Source organism: Paraburkholderia bannensis (assembly GCF_014200455.1).
GTDB classification, from domain to species: domain Bacteria; phylum Pseudomonadota; class Gammaproteobacteria; order Burkholderiales; family Burkholderiaceae; genus Paraburkholderia; species Paraburkholderia bannensis_A.
Window position 1 is genome coordinate 261,103 of the sequence record NZ_JACHBW010000012.1, and the last position, 12,671, is coordinate 273,773.

Consider the following 12,671-nt stretch of genomic DNA (forward strand, 5'->3'; position numbering starts at 1 on the left):
ACGCTATCTAACATGAAACTCAAACGACTCATTCAGGCCATCGCCGCACCCGCGGCACTCGCGCTGATCGTCGCGCACGGCACCGCCGCGCGCGCGGAAACCGTCAATATCGCCTATCAGTACGGCGCCGATCCGGCCAAGCTCGCACAGGCCAGCGCCGCGTATGAAAAGGCCACGGGCTGGACCATCAACTGGCGACGCTTCGACACCGGCGCCGATATCGTGGCCGCGCTGGCCTCGGGCGACATCCAGATCGGCGATGTGGGTTCGAGCCCGTTCGCCGCGGCGGTGAGCCGTGGCGTGCCGGTCGAGGCCGTCGTGATCAATGCGCTCACCGGCGGCTCGGAAGCGCTCGTGGTGCGCAACAGCGCCCATATCGAGAAGCCGCAGGATCTGATCGGCAAAACCATCGCCACGCCGTTCGTCTCGACCGCGCATTACAGCCTGCTCGCCGCGCTCAAGCATTGGGGCATCAAGCCCGATCAGGTCCATATCGTCAATCTGGGGCCGACCGAAACGGTCGCCGCCTGGACTCGCGGCGAGATCGATGCGACCTACACGTGGGACCCGGCGCTCGGCAAGGCGCGCGAAAGCGGTCACGTGCTGGTGGATTCCGCACAGGTCGGCAAATGGGGTTCGCCCACCTTCGATATCTGGGCCGTGCGCAAGGACTTCGCGCAGGCGCACCCCGACTTCGTGCAGAAGTTCGTGGGCGTGACGCTCGGCGCGATTTCGGACTATCGCGCCAACGGCAAGTCGTGGACCCCTGCTTCCTCGCAGGTGGCGGCCATCGCCAGGCTTTCCGGCGCAAGCCCCGCCGACGTACCGCAACTGCTCGCGGGCAATCAGTATCCCGACGCGGCGGAACAGAGCTCGCCGGCGCTGCTGGGCGGCGGCACTGCGAAGGCCGTGGCCGCGACCGCCCGCTTCCTTGAAGAACAGAAAAAGATCGATCAGGCCTTGCCTGATTACAGCGCGTCGATCACACCGCGCTATGTCGCGGCGGCAAAGTAATTGGGTGTACGTATGAAGGGCGCGCCGTGTGCGCGCCCACGGAGGCGAACATGGCCGAGCTGAAAGCAGAACGCGTCAGCGTTATTTACGAAAGCGCGCGCGGCGCGCTCACCGCCTTGCAGGATGTGTCGGTGTCGATCAAGAGCGGCGAGATCGTGGTGGCGCTCGGCGCTTCCGGTTGCGGCAAAAGCACCTTGCTTTCGCTGCTCGCCGGTTTCCAGCAGCCCACCTCGGGCACGGTCACGCTGGACGGCGCGAATGTCGACGGACCGCACGCGAGCCGCGGCGTGGTGTTCCAGGACGATGCCCTGATGCCGTGGCTCAACGTGATCGACAACGTCTCGTTCGGGCTGCGCATGCAGGGCGCGAGCCGCGCCCAGCGCGAACGTCGCGCAGCAGAGGTGCTCGAACTGGTGAAGCTTGGCGGCTTCGAGCGTCACCGCATCGGCGAGATTTCGGGCGGCATGCGTCAGCGCGTCGGTCTTGCCCGCGCACTGGCCGCGGATCCCGCCTTTCTGCTGATGGACGAACCGCTGGGCGCGCTCGATGCGCTCACACGCGAGCGCATGCAAAGCCTGCTGCTCGATGTGTGGAAGCAAACCAGCAAGGGCATTTTCCTCATCACGCACAGCATCGAAGAAGCCGTGCTGCTGTCGACCGAATTGCTGATTCTCTCGCCGCGTCCCGGCCGCGTGGTCGCGCGCCATCGGCTCGATTTTGCGCGTCGCTATGCGCAAGGAGAATCGCTACGCTCGATCCGCAGCGATCCGGCATTCACCGCCATCCATCTGGAGTTGCTCGACCAGTTGATGCGCGAAACCGAAGGAGCCTGATATGGCGCTCAACGACTCCCCCTCCGCAACGCTTGCTGCAGGCGCCGCGCCGCAGGAAATCAGTGCGCCGCCGCGTGCGCGCAGCGATGCGCCGCGCTTTCATGCGGGCCACGCCGCGACTGCCGCGACGCTTGGCTCGCTGCTGGGGCTCTGGTGGCTTGCAAGCCATCTGCAATGGCTGCCGCCGGTCTTGCTGCCTACGCCCGAGGCCGTGTTGCGCAAGCTCGTGCGGCTCTATACCGATGGCTTCGACGATGCGACGCTGACGCAGCATCTCGCCGCCAGTCTCTCGCGCATTGCGCTGGCGTTCGCGCTTGCGCTCGTCACCGCCATTCCGGCTGGCATCGCCATCGCCACGAGCCGCATCGCGCGCGGCGTGCTCGATCCCGTCATCGAGTTCTATCGCCCCGTGCCGCCGCTCGCGTATCTGCCGCTGATGGTGATCTGGTTCGGCATCGGCGAACTGTCCAAGGTACTCCTGATCTATTTCACGATCTTCGCGCCGCTGGCGATCGCCACGGCTTCCGGTGCGAGCCGCGTGGCGAAGAGCCGCCTGCTCGCGGCGCAATCGCTGGGCGCGACACGCCTGCAGTTGCTCGTCCATGTGGTGCTGCCCAGCGCGCTGCCGGAAATTCTCACCGGCGTGCGCATCGCGCTGGGCGCGGGCTGGTCCACGCTGGTGGCAGCCGAACTGATCGCCGCCACCCGAGGTCTGGGATTCATGGTGTATTCCGCATCACGCTTTCTCGTCACCGACGTGGTGATTGCCGGCATCCTGTTGATAGGCGCGATTGCGCTGGTGCTGGAACTGGGACTGCGCGCGCTGCAGCGCAAGCTCACGCCCTGGCACGCCGAAGGCTGAAGTCAGTCTCATCGCCCTCTCTGCCCTGCCGCGCGCGACGTAAAACTCGCGCGCGCGTCGTTTCATATCCTTCCCAGTATTGCTTGGTTGCCTCGCGGCAGGACGAGTCCTAGTCTGGTCTTTCACCATTCTGGAGCAACCTCGCCATGTCCTTGCCGCTCGATCACATCGTCATTCGTATTGCCGATCTCGAACAGGCCATCGCCGATTTCAGCGAGACCGGCTTCACCGTGCAACGCGGCGGCATCCATGCGGACGGCACCACGCATCACGCGCTGATCGGCTTCGACGACGGACGCTTTCTGGATCTCGCGGCGTCTTTGCCTGGTTTGCGTCAGGCACGCGAATCGCGCAAGCCGCGTAACGAGTCATCGGCGGCGGAAGGTTTCAGCGATTTCGCCTTGCTCGCTGCGGCGATAACGGATTCCATCGACGCCGCCCGCACACGCGGGCTGCACTACGAAGGCCCGATTCCAGGCGGGCGCATTCGCCCCGACGGCACGCGCATCGAATGGCAAACCGCCGAGCCCGCCACGCGCGATCTGCCCTTGCTATGCAACGATCTCACGCCGCGATTTTTGCGCGTGGCCGTAGGCGATGCGCAGCGGCATGCAAATGGCGCGCAGGGAATCGCCAGCGTGGCGATCGTCGTGAAGGATCTGGAAGCGAGCATCAAACGCTATCGGGCACTCCTGGGAGGCGATTTCGACGCGCATGTCGCGGCGTTGCCGGACCATGCCGTGCGGCTCGCGACCTTTGCGAGCGGCACGGCCACGCTGGTACTGCTTGCGGCGCACGGTACGCCGGAACAGCATGACGGCGCTACGCTGGCTGCCGATCTGCGCGCTTTCCTGGCCGCGAATGGAGAAGGCGTGTTTGGCGTGACGCTTGCCACTGCACATGCGAGTCATGCGAGGAAGTTGCCGCTCGCGCTTACGCATGGGGCGTCGCTGGAGCTTGCGGTTTGATGAGGAAAACGAATTTACATTGAGCAAACAAAAAAGCCGGGAAAAATCCCGGCTTTTCTTCGTGTGGATAATGCTGCAATCAGAACCCGAGATCCGGTCCACCCGGCGCCCCACCTGCGCCGTTCACCGCCGCTGGCTTCGGCGTCTCATGCACCGTCGCATCCGTCGTCAGCAGCAGGCCCGCCACCGAGGCCGCGTTCTGCAGCGCCGTGCGCGTCACCTTGGTTGGGTCGAGCACGCCCTTTTCCACCAGATCGCCATACTGCCCCGTGGCCGCGTCATAGCCAAAGTTGCCCGAGCCTTCCGCGACTTTCGCGGCTACCACGCTCGCCTCTTCGCCCGCATTGGTCACGATCTGGCGCAGCGGCTCTTCCAGCGCCCGCAGCACGATCTTCACGCCCGCCGTCTGATCGGCATTGCTGCCCTTGAGGTCGAGAATCGCCTGGCGCACACGAATCAGCGCCACGCCGCCACCCGGCACGATACCCTCTTCCACCGCTGCGCGCGTGGCGTGCAGCGCGTCGTCCACACGGTCCTTCTTTTCCTTCACTTCGATTTCGGTTGCGCCGCCCACCTTGATGACGGCCACGCCGCCCGCCAGCTTCGCCACGCGTTCCTGCAGCTTTTCGCGGTCGTAGTCAGACGTCGCTTCTTCGATCTGCAAACGAATCTGCTTCACGCGCGCCTCGATCGCCGCGGCCTCGCCTGCGCCGTCGATCACCGTGGTGTTCTCCTTGCCCACCTCGATGCGCTTGGCCTGGCCCAGTTCCGCGAGCGTGGCCTTTTCGAGCGTGAGGCCGGTTTCCTCGGCGATCACCTGGCCGCCCGTGAGAATCGCGATATCTTCGAGCAGCGCCTTGCGACGGTCGCCGAAGCCCGGCGCTTTCACTGCGACCGTCTTGAGCACCCCGCGAATATTATTGACGACGAGCGTGGCAAGCGCCTCGCCTTCGATATCCTCTGCGATCAGCAGCAGCGGTCGCCCTGCTTTCGCCACCTGCTCCAGCACCGGCAGCAGATCGCGGATATTCGAGATCTTCTTGTCGAACAGCAGGATAAACGGATTGTCGAGCTCGGCAATCTGCTTGTCCTGGTTGTTGATGAAATACGGCGAGAGATAGCCGCGATCGAATTGCAGCCCTTCCACCACGTCGAGTTCGTCGGCGAGCGACTTGCCGTCTTCCACGGTAATCACGCCTTCCTTGCCCACCCGGTCGATGGCTTCCGCGATGCGCTGGCCAATCGATTCCTCGCCATTGGCCGAGATGGTCGCTACCTGAGCAATCTCCTTGCTCGTGGTGGTCGGCTTGCTGATTTTCTTGAGTTCCTCGATGGCGGCCGTCACCGCCTTATCGATACCGCGCTTCAGATCGAGCGGGTTCAGGCCCGCCGCCACGTATTTTTGCCCTTCACGCACGATGGCCTGCGCAAGCACGGTGGCCGTGGTCGTGCCGTCGCCCGCAGCGTCGCTGGTTTTCGAGGCCACTTCCTTGACGATCTGTGCGCCGATATTCTGCAGCTTGTCGGCCAGTTCCACTTCCTTGGCCACCGACACGCCGTCCTTGGTGACGATGGGCGAGCCAAAGCTGCGTTCGAGCACGACGTTGCGGCCTTTGGGACCGAGCGTGACTTTGACGGCGTCGGCGAGAATATTCACGCCTTCGATCAGTTTGGTGCGGGCGATATCGCCAAATACGATTTCTTTGGATGCCATGATGGTTGCCTCTCGGGCGCTGGAACGCAGTTATTGATTCACGACGGCGACGATGTCTTCTTCGCGCAGCACGAGTAATTCGTTGCCATTGACCTTGACGGTCTGACCGGCATATTTTCCAAACAGCACGCGGTCGCCAACATTCAGGTCGGGGGCAATGCGGCGGCCGTCGTTGTCGCGTCGCCCCGGCCCCACGGCGAGCACTTCGCCCTGGTCGGGTTTTTCGGCGGCGCTATCGGGAATCACGATGCCCGATGCGGTGCGGGTTTCCTGGTCGAGGCGTTTGACGATCACGCGATCGTGCAATGGGCGCAGGCTCATGGACGTCTTTCCTTTTGCTATTGCCATAGCGGCTTGTTTGTCGATCTTTGTCGATCTCTGGCACTCGTCTCATTCGAGTGCTGATCGGAAAGTCGAGTATAGGAAGACGCCGCGCCGCGCTCCAATAACGGATTGGCACAACGATATGAGCGATCGATGGGCTATCGATATCGCGCCGGGCGATTAAACTGCGCCGGCAGATTTTCCTGCATATCAATCGAAATCGGCGTCTGCAAGGGCCGTCCCGAGGGCACGGCGTCCATCACGCCCTCGATCAGCAACGCGCGGCTCCGGGGCGTGAGTTCATGACCGATCAGCACGGTTTCGTGCTCGCGCTTCATGGCCTTGGGTACGCGCGCCACGCCTTCGTCATCCACGGAAATGTTCTAAATGCCGCGCAGAGGCAGATCTCTCGCGAACGCGTTGCGCGTGAGGCGTTCGGTCGATCCCGCATCCTCGCGGCTTTCAATAGTCGCCGCCACCTCGCCTGACGCATGGGCGAGCGCTATGGTTTGCGAGATTGCGGCTCATATCGCTATTTTTTCAAACGCAATCGGCAAATGACGTTTATTACTTTTTAGCAATAATTTGGAATAAATTGAATTATTTAGATGCCGATTTTCCAGATATCGACATAAAGCTAAAGAACTCAAATTCACGGTCGTTATCAAGGTGAATGAAAGTTTTTGTCGTCGCCGCGCGAAGCGTAGAACATAAAAGGGTGGTGACGGCGCGAAATTAGCGGGGTAGTCAAAAATGCAGGTTACATCGTCCACTTCCAGCCCGGCGGTGGTTGCAAACGCGTCCGCTAACGCTAACGCTAACGCGCTCGCGAGCAAACAGGCGGGCACCCGCGCGAGCACGACGCCGGAGTCCAGCACCAAGGTCACGTTATCGGATGAGGGCTTGCAGAAAAGCGCTCAGGACGCAGCCGACGCATCGAGTCAGAGCGACGCATCGCCCGGGGGCAATGCGACGGATTCAGCCGCTTCGGCCAGCACGTCGGATGCAACAGGCGATATGGCTTCGCAGCTCAAGTCGGTGACCTGGGGCGTGCTCGGCCTGCCCGACCCCACCAAACCGCAGCCGGACAATAAGGCATTCGGGATCGGCAAAGGTATCGCCGCGATCGGCACGGTCGTCAGCGTCATCATGCTCGCACTGAAATTCCTTTAACCTGCCCGGCGCAGGCGGCGCCGGCGGCGACATCATGAACGGCGCGCATTGCCAGTTCTATGGCGCGACGGCCTGTTCAGGCATGAACATCGCTTGCCGCAAGCCTAATCCTGCAAGCGTTCATGATGTCGGCCGACGGGATTGCCGATCGCACGAAATGGATCGGCCAGCAGCAGGCGTCGGGTCGTTTCCACCAGTTGCTGCATATCGAGGGGTTTGCGCAGATAGCAATCGTAGCGCACGAATGCGGGCGGACTGTATTCACCCGATACGAGAATCACCGGCATCGACGCGATGCTCGCACAATCGCGAATTCTTTCGCAAAGCGTGCCGCCCGACATGCCGGGCATGCGCAGGTCCGCGATAACCGCATCAACGGGGCCATCGTTCAATACCGCCCAGGCCGCGTGGCCATCCGCCGCCGCGACGACCTCGAACACTTCCGAAAGCGCTTCGGTCAGTGCGCCCAACAGGGCGCGATCGTCGTCCACCACCAGTACTCGTGTCATGATGCGGCGGCAGGGAATTGCCGTTAGAAAAGGTTTAATCCGCTGAGGATTGTAGTCTGGCCACGCGAAGTCTGTTGGCATTGCGTCTGATGCACCGCATCAAGTGCAATCGTCATCCGAGTGTTCGCAATCGGCTAATATTTCAAATAGCGATTTGAATGCGGTCGTATTTATAAGGGTGCTAACAGCACGCCGACAGCTTGCTGACACGCCTGGCCGGAAAGACCGCATTGCGCGTTCCCATCGCCAAAGACTGCATGAAATACACCTTTCCTGCAGACCCAAAATCCGCCGGTTAAACACGGCACGAACCGGTCTTTTGCGACCCGTCCATGTTGCCTGTACCCGCCAAGTATTCGCTAGCCGATATCCAGAGCCGCCCTGCCCGCGAGCCGGACTGGCGTGCCCAGTCCCAGGCGTTGCTAGGGCTGGCCGCTTTGCAGCCGGAATCCCGCGAGGCCCTGCTTGCGGGCGTCGCGCACGCGGCGCTCAGTCTGTGCTGCGCGGCTTCGGCGGGTATCAGCCTGCCCGAAATGGCCGACGGCAATCCCGTCTTTCGCTGGCATGCGATCGCGGGCCGGCTCGCGGCGCTCCAGGGTCAGGCGGTACCGGCTGCCGATTGCCCCTGCGCGCTCACGCTCGACGGCGGCAAGCCGCTGCTGTTCACGTCGCTATTGGACGATTTTCCGGCGCTGGCCGCATCGTGTGCCGGGGTGCAGGAAGCGCTGATCGTTCCAGTGATTCGCGGCGGCCGCAATCTTGCGGCCTTGTGGGTCGTTTCGATGGACGATACGTGCCGGTTCGGGCCTGAAGATGAGCGCGTGCTGGTGGAACTCGCCCAAGTTGCCGGGGCTTCGCTGGAAATGGCGGGCGCGCGCGACTTCAGCAAGCGCGAAACGCAACGCTATTCCGAAGTGATTGCGGTGCTGGCGCACGAATTCCGCAATCCGCTCGGGCCGCTGGAAAATTCGATCGACGGGCTGCGAAGGCTCACGCCCGCGCAATCCACGCAATGGCAATTGCTCGACGTGGCGCAGCGCCAGGTTCGGCATCTTAAACGCCTGATGGACGAACTGCAGGACGCCGCGCGCCTGGACCACGGCAAACTCGGGCTGAACCTGTCCGAAGTGCGCCTGGACGACGTCATTGCCGATGCGCTCGCCTGCGTTCAGGAGCGGGTAACGGCGCATCGCCACACGCTCACGGTGACCGGACTCGCCGACGATATCCGCTTTGCCGGCGATCAGGTCAGGCTGGTTCAGGTGGTCGCCAATCTTTTATCGAACGCGGTGCGCTACACACCCGATGGCGGCAGGGTCGATCTGTTGATTATCCGCACGCATCAAGAGGGCCGCGATGTGCTTGAGATCGTGGTGCGCGACAACGGCATCGGGATCGACGCGGCGGCGCTGCCGCATCTGTTCGAGCCGTTTTCCCAGTTCTCCAATGCGCGGCCCCGTCACGAAGGGGGATTTGGCATCGGCCTGAGCATTTCTCGCAAATTGGCCGAGCTTCATGGCGGCACGCCGACCGTGACGAGCGGCGGTGCGGGAAAGGGAACGGTGGCGCGGCTCCGGTTGCCGCTCCAGACTGCCGAAGCCACTGTCGCCAAACCTGCGCCGCGCGGCGAAAAGATTGCTCCGGCGCAGATCCTCATCGTCGACGACAGCGACGACGCACGTTTTGCGCTGGCCACGCTGCTCGAAATGGACGGGCATCACGTCAAGACCGCGAATAGCGGCGCAAGCGCCCTCGCGCTCTTCGATAGCTGGAAACCGGATCTCGCGCTCGTCGATCTGGGTATGCCCGGCATGGATGGGCTTGAACTGGCGCAACGGTTGCGCGCGCACCCTTGCCGCGCGGGCGTCAAGCTGGTTGCGTTGACGGGGCGCGTGTCGGAGCAGGAGCAGCGGGCGGCGCTCGATGCAGGGTTCGATGCTCATCTCGCCAAGCCGGTCGATATGGAGCAGGTGCGGGCCATGGCCGCACCGCGGGAGCACTAATCCGGCGCGGTGGGTAACATCGGCGTGCGCTGCGCATATGAGCTAAGTCAGGTTCGAGGAGAAGGCCGCTCCGGCAGCGAAATCTCGATGCCGCGACGGTGCAGCGCCGAAAGCACGTAATACACGGCTTTGAAACACATCACCGGGAACGCCGCCCGCCAGCTCCCGCGCAGATTGCCGGCCAGCAGGTTGACGATGCCGTCGCGCATCCAGAAGCGATTCGAGGGCGCCATAAAAAGCGTACGCATGACGGGATCGTTGACGCGATAGATCAGCCAGCTGATCCGGTCCATTGCCTCCGACAATTCTTCGCAGGCCGCCTGCGCAAGCTTTCTGCCTCGTGCCGGATCGTCGAGCCAGACATCCGCGACTTGCGCGCCGAGTTCGCCGCCGGTCATCGCCATCAAGACACCGGTCGAGAACATCGGATCGACAAAACCGTAAGCATCGCCAATCATCAGAAAGCCATTGCCGTTACCTTCGCGCGCGCGATAGCTGTAATTGGCCGTGCTATACACCTCTGAAACGCGCTGCGCGCCCTGCACGCGTGCCGCCACAGTCGGGCTCGAAGCAATGCGGCCGCCCAACAGATCGGCCGGCGTACCCGTGCGCCCTTTCCACGCCGATTGATTGCCGACGAAGCCGATGCTCATGGTGTCGCCCGGTAGCGGGATCATCCAGAACCAGCCATCTTCGGCGAGGTGGATGCTGATGTAGCCCGCGAGGTCGCCTTCGCGGCGCGTTACACCCGTGAAATGCGCGTAGACCGCCGCCGTATTGTTGTATTTGTTCGAGGTCTTGACCTTCATGCGCGAGGCAAGAAACGTATCGCGGCCCGACGCGTCCAGCACATAGCGCGGATGCCACTCACGCGGATTGCCCGCTTCGTCCTGCGTGGACACCACATGGCGTCCGGCAGCGTCATTCAGACTGACTTCCGTGACACGGGTACGCTCGAAACAACGCGCCCCGCGCGAAGCGGCGTGGCGGAACAACAAGGCGTCGAAATCCGCCCGGCGGACTTGCCAGGCGTGCGTGCGGTCCCGATTCAGCGCGCTATGAAAAGGAAAGGCACAACTGTTTCCGGTGCGGTCCGAGACAAACTCCGCGCCCGGCTTGTGCACGCCAATCTCCCGCACCTGCTCCAGAATGCCGAGCCGCTCGAAAATGTCGAGATTGCGGGGTAGCAGACTCTCCCCAATATGAAAGCGCGGATGCGCATCCTTTTCCACCAGAACGACATCGCGGCCTTTCATCGCGAGAAAAGCGGCCGCCGTCGCACCGGCTGGGCCGCCGCCGATAATCAGCACGTCGGGCTGCTTCGAATCGCTCATCGATACCTTCATGGTTCGTTTACCGTCATTCAGCGCAAGGCGGACAGCGCAACTGTTACCGAAAACGCACCGAGTATGAGCGATGCGCTGCGCAGCAGATATTTTGGCATCAGCGTCCCCGCGCGAACGGAGCCCAACTGCGCGCCTAAACCAATCCAGAGCAATCCGATTGGAAACACCAGCGCGAAAAAGCAGGCCATCGCTTCGAGCCAGGCCACGCCGCTCGCAAATGCGGCTTTGGGAAATAGTGTCCCGCCGAGCAGGATGGCTTTGGGATTCAGCAAGGTTGCGAAAAACAGCTCGCGCATTTCGATCACCTTACGCGTGCCTTCGGCAAGTTCCAGCGTCGTGTTCCACAAGCGCACCGCGAGATAAGCGATGTAGATCGCGCTGGCGGCACGCACTACGACCGGCAGCCAGGGTAAGCGCTGCGCAAGCGTGGTCAGGCATAGGCCCCAGAAGGTGATCGCAAGTAGATATCCGCACGATTCGGCGAGCGTCAGCCGGGCTGAGCGGCGAAATCCACCCGCCAGCCCCGCAGTGGCGAGCAACGTATTGGTGGGGCCGGGCATCACCAGAACGAGGAACACGCCAGCGAGGAACAAACCAGGGCTATGGGTTGGATTCATCGTGTTGCCAGAAGACGCGTTGCGCGAATGCCATGAAATCCGCCATGAGGGCGTCCAAAGCATTGCGAATCGCCGGAGCAATTTCTATTCCCGCTTTACAGCTCTTTGTCCTGCAACGGCACGCGCTTCACAGCGCTCACCGTCTTGCTGCCGCCTGCGATTGTAATCGCGCATACATGAGCGTCGACGGCGGCGAGCACATATTTATTTCGTCCGATGAAAGCGAAGAGGGCTTGCTAGCGAAGCGCTTGCCGGATTCCCAAGGCGATAATCACAGTTCCGCACGCGCGATCGATCCAGACCTTCGCACGGCGATAAGCCCTTGCAATCGAGGAATGCGACAGCACGAGTCCCACTGCGCCGTACCAGCATGTGGCGGTTAGGCCGACAGTCGCGAGCATGGCGAAGAACGTCTGCGAGGAAATGTGGGCAGGCGCGGCTGACGAAAACACCGCCGCAACGGCAGATCAATCGATCACTTTTAGCCTCGGCAATTCAGTTAGGGAAGAGAATTGTACTTTCCCTGCCATGTGAAAGCGTTCAGGCATTCCATGCCGCATTCTGTAAAACGATCCGATAACCATCGGCATCTGCGAACGTGCGCCCCGATACGTCCCAATAAGGATTGAGCGACGCGACGTGCAAAAAGCCATTTTCGACAAAGCGATCACAGGTCGCCTGCCATTCCCGCTGGTCTGGGATGTAAAACACCAGCAAGTCCTCGCCGGTGGGTGTCGGCGTCACTGGATGCGCGGTGCAATGCGTGAACTCAAGGTGATAATCCATATCGGGATTCCCGAGCATCACCCCGTCGAAGCCCGCATGATCCTGAAATCGCGCCAGCACGGTCAGCTTGAGCGATGCGCAATACATGCGCTCAGTGCGCGCAAGATTGCTGGCAGGCCGGGCGATTCTAATGTGCGTATGCATAGCTGATTGCGGGCATGGGTTGAGATTCACGCTGTCTGGCCGACGGCCAGGCGAGCGGGCGTAGCGATGCATTTGCTGAAGGCTGCGGCAACACGCGTGAAAACCGATGGAAAAGCTCGTATGGACTTGACCACTGCGATCCCGCGGCGAGCGTCCCACGCAGACTCGCAGGATCTACAACTCGCATCCGCGAGCTTCCTCAAGCACGCATTGCGCGAACGCCTGTAGCGCTCCCTCACTCAATTCGACCGGCTCTGGAAGAACGAGACAGAAGTTCTTGGTGACTGAACCGCCCCGGGAATCGTGGAGGCTGGTTGGTTTAAGTTAATGCCGGTTCAGCGGCAACCGTTTCAAGTTGCCGATAGTAGTTTGCCTCAG

General features: G+C 62.1%; 13 protein-coding genes and 2 pseudogenes. 6 read left to right on the forward strand and 9 right to left on the reverse strand.

What is annotated here, in order from left to right:
- Positions 1-12 precede the first annotated feature (12 nt).
- From tauA to F4827_RS21315, 4 genes are all read left to right on the forward strand, one after another.
- Complete coding sequence (tauA, locus tag F4827_RS21300; RefSeq protein WP_183726762.1) at positions 13-1,014, forward strand: taurine ABC transporter substrate-binding protein; 1,002 nt, start codon at positions 13-15, stop codon at positions 1,012-1,014.
- A gap of 50 nt (positions 1,015-1,064) precedes the next feature.
- Positions 1,065-1,847: a taurine ABC transporter ATP-binding protein gene (locus tag F4827_RS21305; RefSeq protein ID WP_183726764.1), complete on the forward strand. Its 783-nt coding sequence runs from the start codon at positions 1,065-1,067 to the stop codon at positions 1,845-1,847.
- Between the two features lies 1 nt (position 1,848).
- Positions 1,849-2,709, forward strand: coding sequence for a taurine ABC transporter permease TauC (gene tauC, locus F4827_RS21310; protein WP_183726766.1), 861 nt, complete (start codon positions 1,849-1,851; stop codon positions 2,707-2,709).
- A gap of 146 nt (positions 2,710-2,855) precedes the next feature.
- Complete coding sequence (locus tag F4827_RS21315) at positions 2,856-3,677, forward strand: VOC family protein (RefSeq protein WP_183726768.1); 822 nt, start codon at positions 2,856-2,858, stop codon at positions 3,675-3,677.
- A 79-nt stretch (positions 3,678-3,756) separates the two neighbouring features.
- On the opposite strand, the gene groL is transcribed toward F4827_RS21315, so the two are convergent.
- From groL to F4827_RS21330, 3 genes are all read right to left on the reverse strand, one after another.
- Positions 3,757-5,391 carry a chaperonin GroEL gene (gene groL, locus F4827_RS21320; protein ID WP_183726770.1) on the reverse strand — a complete coding sequence of 545 codons (1,635 nt, stop codon included), beginning with the start codon at positions 5,389-5,391 and terminating at the stop codon, positions 3,757-3,759.
- 30 nt (positions 5,392-5,421) lie between these two features.
- Positions 5,422-5,712, reverse strand: a complete 291-nt coding sequence (locus F4827_RS21325; RefSeq protein WP_183726773.1) for a co-chaperone GroES — start codon at positions 5,710-5,712, stop codon at positions 5,422-5,424.
- A gap of 161 nt (positions 5,713-5,873) precedes the next feature.
- Entirely contained in the window at positions 5,874-6,053 is a 180-nt protein-coding gene (locus tag F4827_RS21330; RefSeq protein ID WP_184123830.1) for a hypothetical protein, read from the reverse strand.
- 415 nt (positions 6,054-6,468) lie between these two features.
- On the opposite strand from F4827_RS21330, the gene F4827_RS21335 reads away from it, so the two are divergent.
- On the forward strand, positions 6,469-6,888 hold the full coding sequence (locus F4827_RS21335; RefSeq protein WP_183726777.1) for a hypothetical protein: 420 nt from the start codon (positions 6,469-6,471) through the stop codon (positions 6,886-6,888).
- Positions 6,889-6,992: 104 nt separating this feature from the next.
- Here the strand turns inward: F4827_RS21335 and F4827_RS21340 are convergent, their stop codons facing one another.
- The gene (locus F4827_RS21340) at positions 6,993-7,478 is read right to left on the reverse strand and encodes a response regulator (RefSeq protein WP_260175344.1); all 486 of its coding nucleotides are present in this window, start codon (positions 7,476-7,478) and stop codon (positions 6,993-6,995) included.
- 251 nt (positions 7,479-7,729) lie between these two features.
- Here F4827_RS21340 and F4827_RS21345 point away from each other — a divergent pair, with 251 nt between their 5' ends.
- The gene (locus F4827_RS21345; RefSeq protein ID WP_183726779.1) at positions 7,730-9,400 is read left to right on the forward strand and encodes an ATP-binding protein; all 1,671 of its coding nucleotides are present in this window, start codon (positions 7,730-7,732) and stop codon (positions 9,398-9,400) included.
- Positions 9,401-9,447: 47 nt separating this feature from the next.
- Here F4827_RS21345 and F4827_RS21350 read toward each other — a convergent pair whose 3' ends face one another.
- From F4827_RS21350 to F4827_RS35480, 5 genes and pseudogenes are all read right to left on the reverse strand, one after another.
- Positions 9,448-10,734, reverse strand: coding sequence for an FAD-dependent oxidoreductase (locus tag F4827_RS21350; protein WP_221303753.1), 1,287 nt, complete (start codon positions 10,732-10,734; stop codon positions 9,448-9,450).
- 29 nt (positions 10,735-10,763) lie between these two features.
- Positions 10,764-11,363, reverse strand: a complete 600-nt coding sequence (locus tag F4827_RS21355) for a LysE family translocator (RefSeq protein WP_183726783.1) — start codon at positions 11,361-11,363, stop codon at positions 10,764-10,766.
- Between the two features lie 236 nt (positions 11,364-11,599).
- Positions 11,600-11,821 (reverse strand): annotated as a pseudogene (locus F4827_RS35475) (LysE family translocator); the annotation flags it as partial.
- Between the two features lie 82 nt (positions 11,822-11,903).
- A complete protein-coding gene (locus F4827_RS21360; protein WP_183726785.1) occupies positions 11,904-12,293 on the reverse strand; it encodes a VOC family protein in 390 nt (129 codons plus the stop codon).
- A gap of 174 nt (positions 12,294-12,467) precedes the next feature.
- A pseudogene (locus F4827_RS35480) lies at positions 12,468-12,587 on the reverse strand (LysR family transcriptional regulator); the annotation flags it as partial.
- Positions 12,588-12,671: the final 84 nt, after the last annotated feature.

Bases quoted from the DNA above. Each gene is read 5' to 3' on its own strand.
- F4827_RS21350 (WP_221303753.1), bottom strand. From the start codon at position 10,734: ATGAGCGATTCGAAGCAGCCCGACGTGCTGATTATCGGCGGCGGCCCA.
- tauC (WP_183726766.1), top strand. From the start codon at position 1,849: ATGGCGCTCAACGACTCCCCCTCCGCAACGCTTGCTGCAGGCGCCGCG.
- F4827_RS21345 (WP_183726779.1), top strand. From the start codon at position 7,730: ATGTTGCCTGTACCCGCCAAGTATTCGCTAGCCGATATCCAGAGCCGC.
- F4827_RS21330 (WP_184123830.1), bottom strand. From the start codon at position 6,053: ATGAAGCGCGAGCACGAAACCGTGCTGATCGGTCATGAACTCACGCCC.
- F4827_RS21340 (WP_260175344.1), bottom strand. From the start codon at position 7,478: ATGCCAACAGACTTCGCGTGGCCAGACTACAATCCTCAGCGGATTAAA.
- F4827_RS21325 (WP_183726773.1), bottom strand. From the start codon at position 5,712: ATGAGCCTGCGCCCATTGCACGATCGCGTGATCGTCAAACGCCTCGAC.
- tauA (WP_183726762.1), top strand. From the start codon at position 13: ATGAAACTCAAACGACTCATTCAGGCCATCGCCGCACCCGCGGCACTC.
- F4827_RS21355 (WP_183726783.1), bottom strand. From the start codon at position 11,363: ATGAATCCAACCCATAGCCCTGGTTTGTTCCTCGCTGGCGTGTTCCTC.
- F4827_RS21305 (WP_183726764.1), top strand. From the start codon at position 1,065: ATGGCCGAGCTGAAAGCAGAACGCGTCAGCGTTATTTACGAAAGCGCG.
- F4827_RS21335 (WP_183726777.1), top strand. From the start codon at position 6,469: ATGCAGGTTACATCGTCCACTTCCAGCCCGGCGGTGGTTGCAAACGCG.
- F4827_RS21360 (WP_183726785.1), bottom strand. From the start codon at position 12,293: ATGCATACGCACATTAGAATCGCCCGGCCTGCCAGCAATCTTGCGCGC.
- F4827_RS21315 (WP_183726768.1), top strand. From the start codon at position 2,856: ATGTCCTTGCCGCTCGATCACATCGTCATTCGTATTGCCGATCTCGAA.
- groL (WP_183726770.1), bottom strand. From the start codon at position 5,391: ATGGCATCCAAAGAAATCGTATTTGGCGATATCGCCCGCACCAAACTG.